22 protein-coding genes are annotated in these 18,069 nt (G+C 67.8%); 11 read left to right on the plus strand and 11 right to left on the minus strand.

The genetic code is table 11. The features are described 5' to 3' along the window. The first annotated feature begins 28 nt into the window (after positions 1–28). Positions 29–532, plus strand: coding sequence for a hypothetical protein (locus G9272_RS11910; RefSeq protein WP_171396545.1), 504 nt, complete (start codon positions 29–31; stop codon positions 530–532). Between the two features lie 634 nt (positions 533–1,166). Here G9272_RS11910 and G9272_RS11915 read toward each other — a convergent pair. After that, the gene (locus G9272_RS11915) at positions 1,167–1,607 is read right to left on the minus strand and encodes a hypothetical protein (RefSeq protein ID WP_171396546.1); all 441 of its coding nucleotides are present in this window, start codon (positions 1,605–1,607) and stop codon (positions 1,167–1,169) included. A gap of 436 nt (positions 1,608–2,043) precedes the next feature. On the opposite strand from G9272_RS11915, the gene G9272_RS45225 reads away from it, so the two are divergent. From G9272_RS45225 to G9272_RS11925, 3 genes are all read left to right on the plus strand, one after another. After that, positions 2,044–2,268 carry a cold-shock protein gene (locus G9272_RS45225; RefSeq protein ID WP_253267779.1) on the plus strand — a complete coding sequence of 75 codons (225 nt, stop codon included), beginning with the start codon at positions 2,044–2,046 and terminating at the stop codon, positions 2,266–2,268. Between the two features lie 258 nt (positions 2,269–2,526). After that, positions 2,527–2,691 (plus strand): hypothetical protein, encoded by a 165-nt coding sequence (locus G9272_RS11920; protein WP_171396548.1) that lies wholly within the window; start codon positions 2,527–2,529, stop codon positions 2,689–2,691. Positions 2,692–3,186: 495 nt separating this feature from the next. Further along, positions 3,187–3,564: a hypothetical protein gene (locus G9272_RS11925; protein WP_171396549.1), complete on the plus strand. Its 378-nt coding sequence runs from the start codon at positions 3,187–3,189 to the stop codon at positions 3,562–3,564. 762 nt (positions 3,565–4,326) lie between these two features. On the opposite strand, the gene G9272_RS11930 is transcribed toward G9272_RS11925, so the two are convergent. Beyond that, complete coding sequence (locus G9272_RS11930) at positions 4,327–5,025, minus strand: hypothetical protein (protein WP_171396551.1); 699 nt, start codon at positions 5,023–5,025, stop codon at positions 4,327–4,329. Between the two features lie 1,221 nt (positions 5,026–6,246). Here G9272_RS11930 and G9272_RS45910 point away from each other — a divergent pair. The 5 genes from G9272_RS45910 to G9272_RS11950 all read left to right on the plus strand — a co-directional run bounded on the left by G9272_RS45910 (position 6,247) and on the right by G9272_RS11950 (position 9,337). Continuing rightward, positions 6,247–6,381: a hypothetical protein gene (locus G9272_RS45910; protein ID WP_301272127.1), complete on the plus strand. Its 135-nt coding sequence runs from the start codon at positions 6,247–6,249 to the stop codon at positions 6,379–6,381. 447 nt (positions 6,382–6,828) lie between these two features. Then, positions 6,829–7,200 carry a GIY-YIG nuclease family protein gene (locus tag G9272_RS11935; protein ID WP_253267780.1) on the plus strand — a complete coding sequence of 124 codons (372 nt, stop codon included), beginning with the start codon at positions 6,829–6,831 and terminating at the stop codon, positions 7,198–7,200. Positions 7,201–7,501: 301 nt separating this feature from the next. Then, a complete protein-coding gene (locus G9272_RS11940; RefSeq protein ID WP_171396553.1) occupies positions 7,502–7,939 on the plus strand; it encodes a hypothetical protein in 438 nt (145 codons plus the stop codon). Further along, the gene (locus G9272_RS11945) at positions 7,936–9,000 is read left to right on the plus strand and encodes an NB-ARC domain-containing protein (protein WP_171396554.1); all 1,065 of its coding nucleotides are present in this window, start codon (positions 7,936–7,938) and stop codon (positions 8,998–9,000) included. The genes G9272_RS11940 and G9272_RS11945 overlap by 4 nt, the downstream gene beginning before the upstream one ends. Positions 9,001–9,046: 46 nt before the next feature. Continuing rightward, on the plus strand, positions 9,047–9,337 hold the full coding sequence (locus tag G9272_RS11950; protein ID WP_253267781.1) for a hypothetical protein: 291 nt from the start codon (positions 9,047–9,049) through the stop codon (positions 9,335–9,337). Between the two features lie 115 nt (positions 9,338–9,452). On the opposite strand, the gene dapD is transcribed toward G9272_RS11950, so the two are convergent. Next, a complete protein-coding gene (dapD, locus tag G9272_RS11955; protein WP_171396556.1) occupies positions 9,453–10,442 on the minus strand; it encodes a 2,3,4,5-tetrahydropyridine-2,6-dicarboxylate N-succinyltransferase in 990 nt (329 codons plus the stop codon). Between the two features lie 145 nt (positions 10,443–10,587). Here dapD and G9272_RS11960 point away from each other — a divergent pair, with 145 nt between their 5' ends. After that, complete coding sequence (locus tag G9272_RS11960; protein ID WP_171396557.1) at positions 10,588–11,496, plus strand: winged helix-turn-helix transcriptional regulator; 909 nt, start codon at positions 10,588–10,590, stop codon at positions 11,494–11,496. Here the strand turns inward: G9272_RS11960 and G9272_RS11965 are convergent. Both G9272_RS11965 and G9272_RS11970 read right to left on the minus strand, forming a co-directional pair. Continuing rightward, complete coding sequence (locus G9272_RS11965; RefSeq protein WP_253267782.1) at positions 11,441–12,076, minus strand: TetR/AcrR family transcriptional regulator; 636 nt, start codon at positions 12,074–12,076, stop codon at positions 11,441–11,443. The genes G9272_RS11960 and G9272_RS11965 overlap by 56 nt on opposite strands. Continuing rightward, a complete protein-coding gene (locus G9272_RS11970; RefSeq protein WP_171396558.1) occupies positions 12,076–12,396 on the minus strand; it encodes a DMT family transporter in 321 nt (106 codons plus the stop codon). The genes G9272_RS11965 and G9272_RS11970 overlap by 1 nt, the downstream gene beginning before the upstream one ends. A 364-nt stretch (positions 12,397–12,760) precedes the next feature. Between G9272_RS11970 and G9272_RS11975 the strand changes: the two genes are divergently transcribed. Beyond that, positions 12,761–13,600, plus strand: a complete 840-nt coding sequence (locus G9272_RS11975) for an AbfB domain-containing protein (protein WP_171396559.1) — start codon at positions 12,761–12,763, stop codon at positions 13,598–13,600. Between the two features lie 83 nt (positions 13,601–13,683). Here G9272_RS11975 and G9272_RS11980 read toward each other — a convergent pair whose 3' ends face one another. The 6 genes from G9272_RS11980 to sufD are packed head-to-tail and all read right to left on the minus strand — an operon-like array spanning position 13,684 to position 18,022. Continuing rightward, positions 13,684–14,016, minus strand: coding sequence for a metal-sulfur cluster assembly factor (locus G9272_RS11980; RefSeq protein WP_020130530.1), 333 nt, complete (start codon positions 14,014–14,016; stop codon positions 13,684–13,686). Further along, positions 14,013–14,480, minus strand: coding sequence for a Fe-S cluster assembly sulfur transfer protein SufU (gene sufU, locus G9272_RS11985; RefSeq protein ID WP_062649697.1), 468 nt, complete (start codon positions 14,478–14,480; stop codon positions 14,013–14,015). Before sufU ends, G9272_RS11980 begins: the two co-directional genes overlap by 4 nt. A gap of 18 nt (positions 14,481–14,498) precedes the next feature. Next, positions 14,499–15,755, minus strand: coding sequence for a cysteine desulfurase (locus tag G9272_RS11990; RefSeq protein ID WP_171396560.1), 1,257 nt, complete (start codon positions 15,753–15,755; stop codon positions 14,499–14,501). Further along, positions 15,752–16,516, minus strand: a complete 765-nt coding sequence (gene sufC, locus G9272_RS11995) for a Fe-S cluster assembly ATPase SufC (RefSeq protein WP_020130533.1) — start codon at positions 16,514–16,516, stop codon at positions 15,752–15,754. The genes G9272_RS11990 and sufC overlap by 4 nt, the downstream gene beginning before the upstream one ends. A gap of 7 nt (positions 16,517–16,523) precedes the next feature. Next, positions 16,524–16,841 (minus strand): non-heme iron oxygenase ferredoxin subunit, encoded by a 318-nt coding sequence (locus G9272_RS12000; RefSeq protein ID WP_020130534.1) that lies wholly within the window; start codon positions 16,839–16,841, stop codon positions 16,524–16,526. After that, positions 16,841–18,022 (minus strand): Fe-S cluster assembly protein SufD, encoded by a 1,182-nt coding sequence (gene sufD / locus G9272_RS12005; protein WP_171396561.1) that lies wholly within the window; start codon positions 18,020–18,022, stop codon positions 16,841–16,843. Before sufD ends, G9272_RS12000 begins: the two co-directional genes overlap by 1 nt. Positions 18,023–18,069 lie beyond the last annotated feature (47 nt).

Below are 18,069 nucleotides of genomic sequence, written 5' to 3' on the forward strand. Positions count from 1 at the left end.
CCCGACCGTGCTCACGTACGGTGAGTGCATGAGCCGGCCCCTGCTCTACCTCGACGTCGACGGCCCCCTCAACCCGTACGCCGCCAAGCCTTCGAAGCGCCCTGCGGGCTATACGACCATCAGGGCGTCCGTGGGCCGTGAGCGGCCGCTGCGGGTCTGGCTGCACCCCGGGCACGGCGCCGCCCTGCTCCGCCTTCCCTACGACCTGTGCTGGGCGACCACCTGGATGGCCCAGGCCAACCGCTGGATCGCGCCGGTGGTGGGGCTGCCCGAGCTTCCGTACGTCGACTTCGGCGAGACGCTCTTCGCGCACCGGGCCGACGGGGTCCACTGGAAGACGGAGGCGATCGTCGCCCACGCGGCAGGCCGCCCCTTCGCCTGGGTGGACGACGAACAGTCCCCCGCCGACACGGCCTACGTCACCGCCCACCACCCGGCACCGGCCCTCCTGCACCACGTCAGCCCCCGACTCGGCCTACGCGAGCAGGACTTCACGACACTGACGGAATTCGCGGCAACACTGCCCGCATGAGGAAGCATTGTTCCGGGGCACCTCTGCGTGGTTGGGCTTCTGCACGGATGGTGACGCGCGGCCGGCGCTGGCAGGTCACCCTGCTTGGCCATCGACGAAGCCCGACCGTCGGTTAGGTCCCGGACATGATTCCGGGCCGCCCCCAGACAGGCCGGGGATGCAACCATTCCCTTCAGAGCTGGAACCCCCGGAAGCCGACCGCGCGCTCGCGACCATATCCGCACCCACTGACAACGAACCTGCCGGTGTCCCTCCGCCCGCCGCAGTCCCGACCATGGTTGGGCCATGGGGGCCCGGCTTGGCAGGGAGGGGTCAGCCATGGGGCTGTTCCAGAAGTGGGCGCGCAAGCGCATGACTCAAGGGGATCCATGAAGATCCCTCACGCCCCGAGGAGCGCTGGGTGATGACCTTCGAGCGCACAGGCGAGGCGAGTGGGACAACTACCCGATCCTCCGGGCACGCCTGGTACACCCTCCTGACCTAGAAAAGGCCCCTGGAGAATCCCAGGGGCCTCAGGCGCAAGCAAGGAGCAACAACCGTCGACGGCTGAGAGTTACAACTTTTCTCTACGGGTTCGAGGCGGCTCGCTCCGCTCCCCGCGCGGCCCGGCCGACGCCCGTGCCGCACACAGCACTCAGGTGCTGACGAGTACCGGCCAGTCGTCGTCGTACCAAGCGTTGACGGTGTTGAGCTTCAACATCGCGTTGCCTACGGCGTAGCCACCAGCGGCGTAGTGATCCGTCTTCCCGTAACAGCCGCGCGTGAACCCGGGGTTCAGAGGGGAATCGGCGCACGTCACAGTGCTGAATTGGGATTTGACTTGCCCCCCGATCGCCACTGCTACGGTCGCTACGTTTTGCACAACCAAGACCGTTTGTGCGTCGTTGTTCTCATTGAGAACGACGCACACCTTGAAGTTGACGTAATCAGACACCGGGTGGTGCTTGTAAGAGGTGCAGGCCCACTCAGAGTTGGTACTGACCGTCTTCCACCCTTCCGCCGCATTGGCTGGCGTGGAGGCGAATGCAAGGGTGCTGACGGCAGCGGTAGCCACTGCCAGGGCTTTGTAGCGCACTGGGATAATTACCCTTCACTCATGACTCCCGCACCGAGGTTGCGGGGCGGGATGCGCACGGGACAGAAGGCGCTTGTCGCGCAATCGATCTCGACCTTAGACGTGACTGAGCGCAATCGTCCAGTCACTTGTTCGACTGGAGGCCGGGGCCGGCTCCCACGACATCAGTGGGGCGCCGACAGCCGTCAATGGCCGACTGACCAGCCCACCAGACCCCGACAACCTCCCAGCCGAGAGTTCGGGACGAAGTGGCCGTGCCGGACGTGTGCCAGATCGTGCGGGGAACCGGGGGGAACACCGGGGAACCAGAGGACCCACCTACCGGCCGCCAGCACCTTCCATCGCAGGTCAGGTCACGGCAGGTCCCGGATCACCTCAGCTACCCAAGCCGAGGTCCCCGATACGTCGGCGCCGCCGGCACTCGTATAGTCGCTGCATGGTGACTGCGACTGTCCGTGAGTGGCACGACGAGGAAGGGTGGGGGGTACTCGACTCTCCCGAGACACCCGGCGGTTGCTGGGGCCACTACTCCGTCATCCAGACGAAGGGCTTCCATACGCTGTCGCCGGGACAACGTGTAGACCTCCGGTGGGAAGCCCCTGGCTACAAGCAGGACGGCTACACCTACCGCGCAGTGAACATAGTGCCTCGGCCGGCCTGACATCCACATCTGACATCAACAACGGCAGACAGCAGCAGCTACGAGCGGCCCCTGACGGCCATGCCTTCCGGACATTCGAAGCTCCTGAAGCCCCGTTGATCGAACTCCTGAAGCGGGTGTCGCAGGTTCGAATCCTGCCGGGCCCAACCTGCACAGCAGGTCAGAGGATCGAGCCTGGGCCTCCCCATCCCAGCTTCCGAACTCAGCTTTGTGCAGAGGCGTTGGGGTGTCGCCCTCGCCGCTTCTCCTGGGGGACCCGTGAAGCTCATCTGGCTACTGCTTGGTCTGCTCCTCGCCGGTCTCGCAATCGGGGGTGTCGTCAGCGCCACCAACGTGGCCGACACCGTCTCCGTCGTCGGCGACCTGTTCATAGCCACCCTCCTCGGCGGGGCGGCGATCGCTGCCTTGAAACGCGCCCGCTGAGGCGGCGCGGGCCGTCGCCACAGAGGTGTTGACGGGCGGGCCCACGTTGCTCACCAGTTGACAGCCAACCCGGCCTCGACAGCGAGGGCGGCCACGAAGACCGCCCGACCGGCCAGCAGCGGTCGCCGCCGTATCAGCGTCCGCGCCGGCCGACGCCAGTCGCTCGTGTCGCGATCACCCAGCCTTCCGACCGGACTTGCCCGCACCGGGTGCAGCGCGAAAGCGGTCGGCCTTCGCCACCGTGGACGTCGTGTCTGCCATCCCCGGAGGCGGCCGGCACGCCTACCGGAAAGACGAGGGACCGGACAACGGCTCCTTGACCGAGCAGGTGCTTGCACGGCTGGTCACGTCCGAGGGACGAGCCACCCCGATCACTGTCGACCACGGGGAGTTCGCGACAGCAGCCTACGTCTGCCCCGGCTACGCTCCTGCCTTGTCATGCCCGCCGCCACTCGCGGGCAGACTCGAACAATTGACCGAGTTTTTGGAGGTTTGATGAAGTCCGTCATCCGGAAGGTTGCAAGCTTCGCGGGGGTGAGCGTGGCCGTCGCAGCCATCTCCGTGACCGGCGCATCCGCAGCCCATGCGGAGGCCCCCACCCACGGCTGTCCGTACCCCTACGTCTGCTTCTACGTGGACAACAACGCCCTGCTCGCGGGCACGCCGATCTCGAAGTACAAGGACGTCACCAGTACCTACCAGGCCGTCACGCCCCGGCCGCACTACGGGGTCATGAACACCCGGAACGACGACGTGGTGTACCTGCGGCTCCAGGACGGCACCTCGATCTGCCTTCCGCCGAACAACTCAACCGTGTTTGCCAACGCCTACAGTGTCACCGGAATAAAGATCTCCAGCAGGTCCACCTGCTGATTCGCTGGAAAGGCCAGCAGGCGCGCCTGATCGCGCCCGCTGGCCGGACGACGGGCAGGGCTGCGTCGTTCTCGCGATTTCACCCGGTTTGATCACGTGATGTCTGGAGTGGTGAGCAAGTAGGCGGGGTTGCGGGCGCGGTAGCGAAGGCCTCCGATGTCGGTGCGGCCGGCGAGTCGGAGTGCGCCGATGGCCAGGCGCCTCAAGGCGGCCATCGCCCGGGACGGGGCGCCGGTTCTCACGCGGGAGGCAACCTTCTCCGTAGTTGGCGTCTCTGGCGTGACGGAGATTTGGGGTACTGCCGCCGACCCTGCACACCTCATGCACCACCCATGACAGTGGCGCCATGGTCTCTGTTCCGGCCGTGGGCTATCCGTGGACTCGTCCCGCCCGATCCGGCGCACGCAGGGCCGTGACCTGCCGCGTTGCCCGGCTACCAACAGGCCTCCGGAGCCGTTGCAGTACAGCACCGGAGTGCAGCAACCACCGCAACCGCAGCCGACCGTCAGAAGCCGTCGATGGCCGGCTGTCCAGCCCACGCACCTCAATGACCACTCAGCCGAGAGTTCGGGACGAAGAGGTCGTGCCAGACCGTGCGGGGAACCACGGGGAACACCGGGGAACCAGCCAGCCTCGCTCCAGACGCCGATTCCGCTCAGCAGCAGGTCAGCCACGGAGTAGGCCCCAGATCACCTCAGCTTCCCAAGCTCAGGCTCTCTCCCGAGAATGCTGCGGCCCAGCACTTAACGAGTCCGTGAGTAGTCACCGGAGCAGGCCGTAGCGGAAGCGGTGGTCCACGGCACCCCTGTTGCCCTCCAGAACACGAAGCAGCATCCACCGACCGGAGGTGGTGCGTACGCAGACGCTGTGGGTTTTCCAGTCGTGATCCTCGTCGTGCAGGGAGATTCGCTGCCCCAGCTTTTCTCCGAAGTCCGCCCTTCCGGCACAGTCGGGCAGATCATCATTATTAATCCATCCCACGCGAACTGTATCGTCCATTCGGTACTGCCTCCCGTACTGCAGAGAAGCAAAGCTCAGCCATACATCATTGTCGGTGTCTGCCTGGTTCAGACGGCCGCTGTCGAGGTCGAACTTGTTGCCGTCTCCGATGGTGATCTCGTCGACGCCCGTGACGAACTTGTCGAAGTCGTCATGCCGGACCGCATCGGCGTTCACCTCGGAAGCGGGCGGCGAGCTGGTCACCTCAGCGGTCGGCTGCTCGGGTGCCGGCTGCGACCAGGATGGCTCCGGGGGCTTGCGGTCCGCCGAAGCGCCGTCCCCTCCAGGTAGGAAGACCGCACAGATCAGACCGGTCAGAATCGCCAGTGCGTTCCCTCCGATGATGATGATTCGATCAACGACAACGCTCGCCGGACGCATCCGGCGCACGATGAGCCACATGGCGAAGCTTGTCGCGATCAGGCCGACGCAGACGACCGCTCCGATGAGCCAAGGTTCCACTTCCCGCCCCCCAGGGTAGTTGTGCAGCTACCGTCAGTATGGACTGTTCTCGTGGCTCTTCAGTTCCCTGCCTCCAATCACCTCATTGTTTCGCGATCGTGCGGCCGCACCCGGTCTGGAACGTGTACGGCACCGCGTGATCATCGATTGCTGGTGTGGACAAACGAAGATCGTGCGGTAGCCGCAGCCTTGCGGTGTTCCGCACCTGTGGTGCCTGGTGCTACCGCCTTCCCACTGAGGTGACCGGAACGGGAAAACATCGCTGCTGTGGCTGACTGTCATCGGCCGAGGCTCAGGGCGGCGGTTCTCAACCAAGGCACGAGGCTAGTGACGTCGGCGTGAGCGATGACCACAAGGAAGAGCTACGCAGTTTCGTCAGTCACTTGGGTGCGCCGGCATCCGTGACTCGCACTATCGACCCGCGTTCGACGCAGCCGCGAACGTCCGCTCCGGCATCTTCGACACGATCACGACGTCGTATCCGAGGCGGTCATGGCCGGATACGCAGCTGCACTGAGCGACCTGGAGGAAGGCAAGCTGGATGACCAGGTTCGAGAGCGGTCCGAGATCATCGAGTGAGACTCCACGCTGCGGGCCGTCTCAGTTGCCGTCTCATTCAGCACCGTTCACGATCGTTCAGGCGAGACCCGGAGCCGTCCCCACGCTAGTGGTCAACCGCGGTTGAACCCAGGTGAACGGCCCCGACCGACGCCCACCGCCCCACCACCACAGTTGGAAATCGTGCGCCGTGTCTGGACAGCACACCTAGGCCGCCGCTTCCAGGACAGGTACGCGGCTAGGGTTGCCCGGTCGCGGCCGGATCGGGATGGGGGTACACAAGTGCCAGGGCTGGATGAGTTGACACGGTTGCTGGGTACGCCGTCTCCACATGCCTACGCCCCACCTGACTGGAGCGAAGTCGAACGCTACGTCGGATCTTCGCTGCCCAGGGACTTCAAGATATTCCTAGACTCCTACGGCCCCGGAGTCATCGCAGACGAGCTCGTTGTCTTCCACCCACAGGGGCGCACTCCGCTCCTGGAGCGCATGCATCGGATCCACAACACCTGAACCGAAGCACGGTCTCAATATTCGGATGGCTTCCCCTACCCGTTCCACCCGCAGCCTGGCGGTCTCATCTCGTGGGGCTATGACTACGGCGGTGACGAGCACTTCTTCCTTCCCTGCGACCACCACCCCGACAGTTGGAAGATCGTGACGATGGCCCACGAGGAAGGCTGCGAAGTCTTCGATGGACCCTTCTCAGACTTCGTCATCGCGTTCATGAACCGACTACAAGTCATGGACGAGGCCGACGACATCAGGCCCGCGGTCCCCGGCTTCGAGCCGTACTGAGCGCCATAGTCGTTCTCGTCGCTGCGGCGGCCACCCAACGCCCAGGCCCACACCACAAGCGCACCAGATAGGGCGGGGAACAGCGGGGAATCACGGTGAGGGCCGCCGAGAGCGGCATGGCAGTGCCCAGGCCATGTGCCCAGGTCAGCCCTTGAACCGCCCCACATGCTCGCAGCTTCCCAAGCTGATGTCACGAGCCACACAGGCTAGGGACGCTCAGCCAGCGTCGACCAGTAACCTGCGACGATCAATCGTGGCACCTCTGGAGGCTTCGTGGAAGCTACCGCGCTCGTCAGTCCCGATCGGTTGTGGTCGGCGCAAGAGATCCTGGTGCGTCCGAGCCCTGTCCCGGCGGCGGCAGGGGTCTACGGGTGGCACTTCAAGCAGCCGCCCCACCCGGACCTGGACGCTGGGCGCCTGCTCTACGTCGGGATAGCCCCGCGGTACATGGCGAATCGAACAAGCGCGCAGAACCTGCGCAAGCGGGTGCGCTACCACTACCGGGGCAACGCGGCCGGCTCGACGCTGCGGCTCACCCTCGGATGTCTGCTCGGACTCGATCTGCGCCGCGTGGGCAGCGGCAAGCGGATGACCTTTGGCAAGGCCGGCGAAGCAAAGCTGAGCCAGTGGATGGCGGACAACGCGCGGGTGTCTTGGATCGAGCAGAGCGAACCGTGGGACCTGGAGTCGCAGCTCATCTCCCAGCTCGACCTCCCGCTGAACCTCGACCAGAACCACCACAACGCGTTTCACAGCCGCTTGAAGGAGCTACGGGCCCAAGCACGTCAGCGAGCGCGGGAGTTGCCTATCAGCTCGTAACGGGCCGATGTCTGGGCCGTCCCTGGGCCGTCCGACGTCCCTCAACAGCGGCCAATGACGACCAACGACGACCACCAGGCGCACGATCCCACCGCCCCTGACCAGCAAAAACCCAGCCCATCAAGATCCCCGGCAAGACCCAGGGCAAGAAGAAGCAACCCGGTTGCATCTGACATGCAAACGCAAAGCGTCAAGCGTGGAACCGCGGCTGGCGGTTTAGCCGTTTTGTACTCACAGAGCATCTTCGGTTCCTACGCTAGGTCACCCGAAGAAGCAGGGTGACGTGTAGTCAGGAGTGTTTGTGAGTACCGAGATCGTCGATTTGGTGGAGCAGGCCACGCCGTATCTGTCGGCCGCGTTGACCGCGTACGGGGCGGCGGTCCTCAGTCGGGCCGAGGACACGGCGGTGAGTGCCGCGGTCGAGGGGACAGCAGGTCTGGGTCAGCGGATTCTGCAGCTTGTGTGGCGCCGACGGGACGAGGAGGGCCGGGCGGCCCTGGAAGAGGCAGTGCAGACGGCTGCTGAGGAGCCGGACGACACGGACGCGGCGGGGGCGTTGCGGCATCAGCTCAAGCGGGCGTTGCGGGAGGAGGCGGAGCTGGTGCGTGAGCTGGCGGCTTTGCTGCCGGAGCAGGCCTCGGTGACGGTGAACGTGTCGGGGACGCGGGCGATCGGCGCGCAGCACATCGGCATCGCGGCTTCCGGCGACAACACCACCATCCACCCGCCACAGCAGTGAGCCAGCAGGGCCCGCAGGAGCGGGTGCGGGTGGAGGCGACCGGGGATCGGCCGGTGGGAGCGGGGTCGATCGGGGTGGCGATCAGCGGTGACAACGCGCGGATCGTGGTGCTGCCGAACGAGGCCGTGCACTGGGCGCACGCCGTTGAGGCCCCGGCGGAGGCCGGGTTCCTGCCGGCATCGGCGTCGGGGGTCTTCGTCGGCCGCGAGCAGGAACTAACCGGGCTGCGGGAGATGCTGACGGGCGCAGGGTCGGCTGCGGTGGTGCAGCCGTCCCAGGTGCGGGCGCGGGCGATCCACGGGCTGGGTGGGGTAGGGAAAAGTGCTCTTGCGCTGCACTACGCCGACCGTTACCGCAGCGCTTACACATTGGTGTGGTGGATCACCGCCGAGTCCCCCGAAGCGATCGTGAACGGTCTCGCCGGCATCGCGGCGCAGTTGTGCCCGGAGTGGGCGCAGGCGGTCGGGCCGGACGAACGTGCGGCGTGGGCGATCACCTGGCTCCAGGCCCACCCCGGTTGGCTGCTGATCTTCGACAACGTCGAGACTCCCGCCGACTTGCGCCCCTACCTGGGCACCCTGAACCGCGGGCACCACCTGGCCACCAGCCGCAAGTCCACCGGATGGCACAAACTGGCCCCCAAAATGGCCCTGGGCCTGCTCCCCCTGGACGAGGCCACCGACCTGCTCTGCGCCATCGCCTTCCAGGACTGCGCCCCCACCGGTGAGCAGCGGAATGCGGCGCGGCAGCTCGCCGCGGACCTCGGATGCCTGCCACTGGCCCTGGAACAGGCCGGCGCCTACGCCTACCGGACCGGCACCGACCTCGACACCTACCGCCAGTCCCTTGCACTCGTCCTAGACGAAGGCGACGACGTCGACGACCGCGAACGCACCATCGCCCGGATCTGGGACCACACCCTCACCGCAATCAACGCCCGCAAGCCCCTGGCGGTCACCCTCCTGCACACCATGGCCTGGCTGGCCCCCGACGAGATTCCCGTACTCCAGGGATGCCGGGCCACGGCGCCCAACCCGCTTGACATGGTTGGGGTGTCGTGAGGTGATCCACACACCGTAATTCCATGGGGGAAATGTTGTGTCGTACGTGGCCGTGACGCTCGCTGGTGCCGACTCGCCGGGTGAGCATCTCCAACTCGCGGCCTTCACGGCCGCGGCTGCGGTCTTCTTCATCTGGGTGGGGCGAAGGCAACGCAGCACCGGGCGCAGCCTGATCGCTCCGAACGAGACGACGAGAACCGCCGATCGGCTGGTTCCACCGCCGCCGCCGACCCGCGGTCACCGAACCGCAGGGTGCGTGTGGATCGGCGTGGGGGGCGTCTTCGTCCTGCCGGCAGTGTTCAACGTCGTGGCGGCGATCCGGGGACTCATCGGCTAGAGGTTGTCCGGTATTTGCCGAGGTCCCTGTCCGGCCCAGGCGCAGCGACCGCGCAAACGCGGGAGCGCCCTCCCGAGCCGCACCAGGGCGGCTCGGGAGGGCGCTCGAGGGTGATCTAGTTGTGGCTGTGCAGGATTTCGTTCAGGCCGCCCCATACCGCGTTGTTCGGGCGGGCCTCGACCGCGCCGGTGACCGAGTTGCGGCGGAAGAGGATGTTCGAGGCGCCGGAGAGCTCGCGGGCCTTGACGATCTGGCCGTCGGGCATGGTGACCCGGGTGCCCGCGGTGACGTACAGGCCCGCCTCGACCACGCACTCGTCGCCGAGGGCGATGCCGACGCCCGCCTCGGCGCCGATGAGGCAGCGCTCGCCGATGGAGATGATCACGTTGCCGCCGCCGGACAGCGTGCCCATCGTGGAGGCGCCGCCGCCGATGTCCGAGCCGTCGCCGACGATGACGCCCGCGGAGATGCGACCCTCGACCATCGAGGTGCCGAGCGTGCCGGCGTTGAAGTTCACGAAGCCCTCGTGCATGACCGTCGTGCCCTCGGCGAGGTGGGCGCCGAGGCGGACCCGGTCGGCGTCGGCGATCCGGACGCCCTTCGGAGCGACGTAGTCCGTCATGCGCGGGAACTTGTCGATGGACGTGACCTGGAGGTGCAGGCCCTCCGCGCGCGCGTTCAGGCGGACCTTCTCGACGTCGTCCACGGCGACCGGACCGAGCGAGGTCCAGGCGACGTTGGCGAGGTGGCCGAACATGCCGTCCAGGCTCTGCCCGTGCGGCTTCACGAGCCGGTGGGAGAGCAGGTGCAGGCGCAGGTAGACGTCGTGCGCGTCGAGCGGCTTGTCGTCGAGCGAGGCGATGACCGTGCGGACCGCGACCACCTCGACGCCCCGGCGGGCGTCCGGACCGATCGCCTTCGCCGCGCCCTCGCCGAGCAGCTCCACGGCCTTCTCGGCGGACAGGCGCTCGGTGCCGGACGGGCCGGGCTCGGCGACGAGCGCGGGCGCGGGGAACCAGGTGTCGAGAACAGTGCCGTCGGTGGCGATCGTTGCGAGGCCGGCGGCCGCGGCGCCGGTGGTGCGGGGAACAGTCGTGTCGGTCATGAGGGCAACCTAACCGGCAGGGGGCCGCAGAGGCCAACCCGCACAGCGGTGTCTCAGGGGACGGGCCGCGCGCCCCCGCCGACCTGGTGAGTTTCTCTTGGGAACCAACTGTGTCAGCATGGCTGTCAGCGACGGGAGGAGGCCCATGGCCCGCAGGACGAGCCTGGAGGATTCCGGCTGCGCCATCGCGCAGGCACTGGATGTCGTCGGGGACTGGTGGACCCTGCTGATCGTCCGGGACACCGCGCGCGGAGTGCACCGGTTCGACGAGCTCCAGCGCGAACTCGGCCTGTCCCGGAAGGTGTTGACCGAGCGGCTGCGGCTTCTCGTCGAGGCGGAGGTGCTCGCGCGGGTGCCGTACCAGGAGCGCCCGGTGCGCCACGAGTACCGCCTCACCCCGCGCGGCCGGGCCCTGCTGCCCGTGCTGGTCGCTCTCCAGGACTGGGGCGACGCCTGGGTCCTGGGTGACGGCAGCACCACGGCCACGGCCGAGCAGGCGTCCGCGGAGGCCCGGCGCGTGCACGCGCTGGCGGGCACCCGGCTGCCCGGGCTCCGGCTGGTCGACGACCAGGGCTCGCCGCGCGATCCGGTCGCCGACGACGCGCTCCACACCGTTCTCTACTGCTTCCCCGGCGCCTACGCCCGCCCCGACGCCTACCCACCGGGCTGGGCGGACATCCCGGGCACACCGGGCTGCACGCTGGAGTCCCGCACCTACCGCGACCGGCTCGCCGGGTTCCGCGCGGCGGGCGCGGCGGTGCACGGTGTGTCCACCCAACGCCCGGACGAGCAGCGCGCGTTCGCGCAGGACGAGCGGCTGGGCTTTCCGCTGCTGTCCGACGCCGAGTTGACGTTGATCACCGCGCTGCGGCTGCCGACGTTCCGGGCGGCGGGGGCGAGCCGGCTGAAACGGCTGACCCTGGTCGTGGACCGGGAGCGGGTCGTACGGCATGTGCAGTATCCGGTGACGGACGTGGCGGGCAGTGTCGAGGAGGCGCTCAGCGTCGTCCGGCGTCTGGGCGGGGACGCCGATCCGGAGCGGAACCAGGGGTAGCGGGGGAACCAGGGGTAGCGGGGGCAGCGGGGGGACAGGGGGCGGCGGGGATGAGCCGTGTCAGTGCTTCTCGCGCGTACTCCTCGTCGTAGGGCGCGTCCGTCAGCAGCACCTGGAGACAGATCCCGTCCATCAGCGCGACCAACGCGCGGGCGGTCAGGGGGTCGACGCGCTCGGCGAGGAGGATGGCGAGGTTCTCGGCCCACTCGGCGGCGACGGGGCGCAGCGCGGGCCGCCGCAGGGCGGCCAGGTACAGCTCGCACTCCAGCTCGACGCCGGTGCGCTCGCCGGCCAGCCATTCGCCGAGCAGTCCGGCCAGTTCGGCGGCCAGGTCGAGGCGGGTGTCCGTCAGCCCGCCGTGCGCCGCGACCGCCTTGGCGAAGCCCTCGTTGGCCTGCCGCAGGGCGGCGGTCATCAGTTCGTCGAGGGTGGCGAAGTGGTAGGTGGTGGAGCCGAGGGGCACGTCCGCCTCGGCGGCGACCGAGCGGTGACTCAGCCCGGCCAGCCCCTTCTCCCCGACGACCCGGATCGCCGCGTCGATGATCCGCTGCCGTCGCTCGGGGTCGTGGCGCCGGGGCATCAGTGCGCACCTCCCAGGTTCAGTACGACCACTCCCCCGACGATCAGCAGGATGCCGACGGCCTTGGTGGGCGTCAGGGACTCCCCGAACAGGGCCAGCCCTATGACGGCGATGACCGCGGTGCCGACCCCGGCCCAGATCGCGTACGCCGTGCCGATGCCGACGGTCTTCAGGGTCTGGGCGAGAAGCAGGAAGGAGACGACATAGCCGGAGGCCGTCAGCAGCGAGGGCCAGAGCCTGCTGAAGCCGTCGCTGTACTTCATGGCGGTCGTCGCGGCCACCTCGGCGGCGATGGCGCCGGCGAGCGTCAGGTATCCCATGCGTACAAGCGTACACAGTGATGCGTACGACCGTACACATCGACGCCCGATCACCCCTTCACCCACCCCTCCGCCCGGCCCTCCGACCACCCCTTCACCCGCCCCTTCACCCGCCCCTTCGCCCGACTCTCCGACCACCCCTCCCTCTGCCCGCCCCCTACGATCCCCGCCGCCCTCCTCATCCCAAGTCGCCCCAAGTCGCCGCGAAGTCGGCAGTGTTGTCGCCGTGGAGTCGAAAGCGTTATGGAAAGCGCTCACCCAAACGGCTGAACCTGAGCCACAGGTTCCACTACTGTTTCACCGTTCACACACCGGGTCATCGCAGCCGCGGCCGCCGTCAGGGGCGCCGCTGGAGGAACAGCGCATGCCAGACAACAAGTCCCGGCCCTCTCAGGAACAGCCCTGGGAGAACGGCTGGGCCCCGGACACCTCCCGGGCACCCGGAACACGGCGCCTCTGGCTGGCCGGCGGTCTCGCCGTGGCCACCATCGTGGCGTGCGTGACCGCAATCGCCTTGAACGACAAGCCCGTTGACGACAAGTCGGAGGCCGGTCAGGGACAGACGCTGTCGGACGACGAGACGGGGGGCGGCCTGATCTCCTTCGCCACCCCCTCCGCGAGCGGGTCGACGACACCGACAGGGAAGAAGAGCACGACCGCGTCCGCGTCCGCGTCGCCGAAGACCTCCTCCTCCCCCGAGGCGCAGGGCAGTTCGACACCGCACGCCCCGGCCTCGCCCGCCGCGTCATCGACGACGAAGCCGTCCACCCCCAAGCCGGCCGCCACCCAGCGCTCGGTCCGCTCGGTCAACTACCCCGACCGCTACTGGCACGTGAGCGGCGGCCTGGTGAAACTCGACCAGGTCGGCGGCTCGGAGTCCCGTGAGGACTCCACCTTCACCGTGGTGAAGGGCCTGGCCGACAGCTCCTGCTCCACCTTCGTCACGGCGGACGGAAGGTACCTGCGCCACCGCGACTTCGTCCTGCGCGCCGAACGCAACGACGGCTCGACCCTCTTCAAGCAGGACGCCACCTTCTGTGCCGTCCCCTCCTCCTACTCCTCCGGCGCGGTCATGCTGGAGTCGGTGAACTACCCCGGCCGTTTCCTGCGCCACAAGAACTTCGCACTGCGCCTGGACGCGTACGGCTACGGCTCCAACCACCGCGAGGACTTCTCGTTCAACCTGGTGGACGGGCTGGCCTGAGCACACACGAAAGCGGCGGCACCCGGTGGGTGCCGCCGCTTTCGTGTACAGGGAAGATCTCGGGCGAGATCTCGGGCGAGATCTCAGACGTTGAACCCGAGCGCGCGAAGCTGCTCGCGGCCGTCGTCCGTGATCTTGTCCGGGCCCCACGGCGGCATCCAGACCCAGTTGATGCGCAGCTCGTTGACCAGGCCGTCCGTGGCGGACTTCGCCTGGTCCTCGATCACGTCCGTCAGCGGACAGGCCGCCGAGGTCAGGGTCATGTCGATCGTCGCGATGTTCGCGTCGTCGATGTGAATGCCGTAGATCAGCCCGAGGTTGACGACGTCGATGCCCAGTTCGGGGTCGACGACGTCGTACAGCGCCTCGCGGACTTCCTCTTCGGAGGCCGGCTTCATCTCAAGGGTCTCGCTCATGCCGTCTTCCTTTCGGCGTCGGCTCCGCCCAGGGCTTGGGCCGTCGCGTCCTTCCACGCCATCCAGCTCAGGAGGGCGCACTTGACCCGGGCCGGGTACTTGGAGACACCGGCGAACGCGATCGCGTCCTCCAGCACCTCCTCCATCGCGTCGTCGGGTTCGATCCTGCCCTTGGACTGCATCAGCTCCAGGAAGGTCTCCTGGATCTTCTGCGCCTCGGCCAGGTCCTTGCCGACCAGGAGGTCGTTCAGGACGGACGCGCTCGCCTGGCTGATGGAGCAGCCCTGGCCCTCGTAGCTGACGTCCTCGATCTTCGTGCCGTCGTACTTCACACGGAGGGTGATCTCATCGCCGCAGGTCGGGTTCACATGGTGCACCTCGGCGTCGCCGTCGCGCAGACCACGCCCGTGCGGGTGCTTGTAGTGATCCAGGATGACTTCCTGGTACATCGAGTCCAGCTTCACGGTCTCAGCTCACGCCCCTCAGCCGAAGAAGTTCCGTACGTGCTCCAGACCGTCGACCAGAGCATCGATCTCGGCCGGCGTGGAGTACAGATAGAACGACGCTCGCGTGGTCGCCGGAATTCCGTAGCGCAGGCAGACGGGCCGGGCGCAGTGATGCCCCACCCGGACCGCGATGCCCTGCTCGTCCAGCACCTGGCCCACGTCGTGCGGGTGGATGTCGCCGAGCGTGAAGGAGATCGCCGCGCCCCGGTCCTCGGCCGTCGCCGGGCCGATGATCCGCAGGTCGGGGACCTCCGTCAGGCGACGCACCGCGTACTCGGTGATCGCGTGCTCATGGGCGAGGATCTTGTCCATGCCGATCGCGGACAGGTAGTCGATGGCCGCGCCCAGACCGACCGCCTGCGCGATCGGCGGGGTGCCCGCCTCGAACTTGTGGGGCGCCGGGGCGTACGTCGACGAGTGCATCGACACCGTCTCGATCATCTCGCCGCCGCCGAGGAACGGGGGGAGGTCCTCGAGCAGCTCCTGGCGGCCCCAGAGGACGCCGATGCCGGTCGGGCCGCACATCTTGTGGCCGGTGAAGGCCACGAAGTCGGCCTGGAGGGCCTGCACGTCCATCGGCATGTGCGGCGCGGCCTGCGAGGCGTCGATCAGGACCAGGGCCCCGACCTCCTGCGCACGGCGCACTATCGCCTCGACCGGGTTCACGGTGCCGAGGATGTTCGACACCAGCACGAAGGAGACGATCTTCGTCTTCTCGGTGATGATCTCGTCGATGTTGGAGAGGTCGAGCCGGCCGTCGTCGGTCAGGCCGAACCACTTCAGCTTCGCGCCGGTGCGCTGCGACAGCAGCTGCCACGGCACGATGTTGGAGTGGTGCTCCATCTCCGTGATGACGATCTCGGTCTCGGAGTCCACCCGGTAGGGCTCGTCGGCCCAGCCGAGCATGTTCGCCACGAGGTTGAGCGACTCGGAGGCGTTCTTGGTGAAGATCACCTCGTCGCGGCTCGGTGCGTTGATGAACGCGGCGACCTTGTCGCGCGCGCCCTCGTACAGCGCCGTGGCCTCCTCGGCGAGCACATGCACACCGCGGTGGACGTTGGCGTTGTAGCGCTCGTAGTACTCGTTCAGGGCGTCCAGTACCTGGCGCGGCTTCTGCGAAGTCGCGGCGTTGTCCAGGTACACGAGCTTCCGGCCGTCGTGGACCTGTCGGTCCAGGATGGGGAAGTCCTTGCGGATCGCCTCGGTGTCGAGGAGGCCCGGCAGCTGCGTCACGCGGATACGCCACCCTTCGTGTATGCCTCGTAGCCCTCGTTCTCCAGCTTGTCGGCGAGCTCGGCGCCGCCGGACTCGACGATGCGGCCGGCCGAGAAGACGTGGACGAAGTCGGGCTTGATGTAGCGCAGGATGCGCGTGTAGTGCGTGATCAGCAGGGTGCCGACCTCGCCGGTCTCGCGAACGCGGTTGACGCCCTCGGAGACGATGCGAAGGGCATCGACGTCCAGACCGGAGTCCGTCTCGTCGAGGATCGCGACCTTCGGCCTGAGCAGCTCCAGCTGGAGGATCTCGTGGCGCTTCTTCTCACCGCCGGAGAAGCCCTCGTTGACGTTGCGCTCGGCGAAGGAGGTGTCCATGTGGAGACGCTCCATGGCCTCCTTGACCTCCTTCACCCAGGTGCGCAGCTTGGGGGCCTCGCCGCGGATGGCGGTGGCGGAGGTACGCAGGAAGTTCGACACGGAGACGCCGGGCACCTCGACCGGGTACTGCATGGCGAGGAACAGGCCCGCGCGGGCGCGCTCGTCGACGGACATCTCCAGGACGTCCTCGCCGTCGAGCAGCACGGTGCCGCCGGTGATCGTGTACTTCGGGTGGCCCGCGAGCGAGTAGGCGAGGGTCGACTTGCCGGAGCCGTTCGGGCCCATGATGGCGTGCGTCTCGCCCTGCTTCACGGTGAGGTCGACGCCCTTGAGGATCTCCTTCGTGGCGTTGTCGGCCTCGACGGTGACGTGCAGGTCTCGGATTTCAAGCGTTGCCATGGGTGCCTCAGGACTCCTGGGTGAGGGAGACGAGCACGTCGTCCCCTTCGATCTTTACGGGGTATACGGGGACGGGGCGCGTCGCGGGAAGGCCGGACGGCTTGCCGGTGCGGAGGTCGAAGCTGGAGCCGTGCAGCCAGCACTCGATCTGACAGTCCTCCACCTCGCCCTCGGAGAGCGAGACGTTCGCGTGGGAGCAGATGTCGTGGATGGCGAACACCTCCCCCTCGGTACGGACGACCGAGACCGGCGTGCCGTCGAGTTCCACCCGCGTCGGGGTGTCCTCTTCCAGCTCGCTCAGCCCACAGGCGCGTACGTAGGCCATCAGACGGTGGCCTCCAGCTCGGTCTCGATCCTGGCGAGCAGGCGCTCCTCGATGTCGTCGACGCCGATCTGCTGGACCAGCTCGGCGAAGAAGCCGCGGACCACCAGGCGACGGGCCTCGTCGGCCGGGATGCCGCGGGCCATCAGGTAGAAGAGCTGCTCGTCGTCGAAACGGCCGGTGGCGGAGGCGTGCCCGGCGCCGACGATCTCGCCGGTCTCGATCTCCAGGTTCGGCACCGAGTCGACCCGCGCGCCGTCCGTGAGGACCAGGTTGCGGTTCATCTCGTAGGTGTCCGTGCCCTCGGCCTTGGCCTCGATGAGCACGTCACCGATCCACACGGCGTGCGCGCCCTCGCCCTGGAGAGCGCCCTTGTAGACGACGTTGGACTTGCAGTGCGGGACGTTGTGGTCGACCAGGAGGCGGTGCTCCTGGTGCTGACCGGCGTCCGTGAAGTACAGACCGAACAGCTCGGCCTCGGCGCCGGGGCCGGCGTACGCCACCCGCGGGTGGAGGCGGACGAGGTCGCCGCCGAAGGTCACCACGACCGACTTGAAGGTCGCGTCGCGGCCGACGAGGGCGTTGTGCTGGGCCACGTGCACGGCCTTGTCGTCCCAGTCCTGGACGGAGACGACGGTCAGCTTCGCGCCGTCCCCGAGGACGTAGTCGACGTTGGCGGCGAGCACGGCGTCACCGGTGTGGTCGATGACGACGACGGCCTCGGCGAAGGCACCCAGCTCGATGACCTGGTGGCCGTAGGAGACCCCGCCCTCGCCGTGCACCGCGATGCGGATCGGCTCGGTGAGCACCGTCTCCTTGGGGACGGTGACCACGCCGGCCTTCTCGAACGCGGAGTACGCCTGGGCGGCGACCCGGTCCACCGGGGTACCCGCCTTCCCGAGGCGCGGGTCGTCGCGGTCCACGAGTTCGACGGTGACGCCCTCGGGCGCCTCGACGGCGACCTTCACGCCCTCGCCGGTCGCGACGGCGGTGCCGTCGTGCAGCCCGCGCAGCCGCTCCAGCGGCGTGAACCGCCACTCCTCCTCGCGACCGTGGGGGACCGGGAAGTCCGCCACGTCGAAGGACGCGGGCGCGCTCATGCGCGTGGCGACGGTCGACTCGGCGGCCACCGCGATCTGGCCCGCGGTGGTGGAGCCCACGGGGATGTTCTGAGCCTCAGCCATGGCTGTCGGTCTGCTCGCTTTCTTGCGTGAGTGGCTTGACGGGGGTC

It is taken from the genome of Streptomyces asoensis (genome assembly GCF_013085465.1).
GTDB lineage: Bacteria > Actinomycetota > Actinomycetes > Streptomycetales > Streptomycetaceae > Streptomyces > Streptomyces cacaoi_A.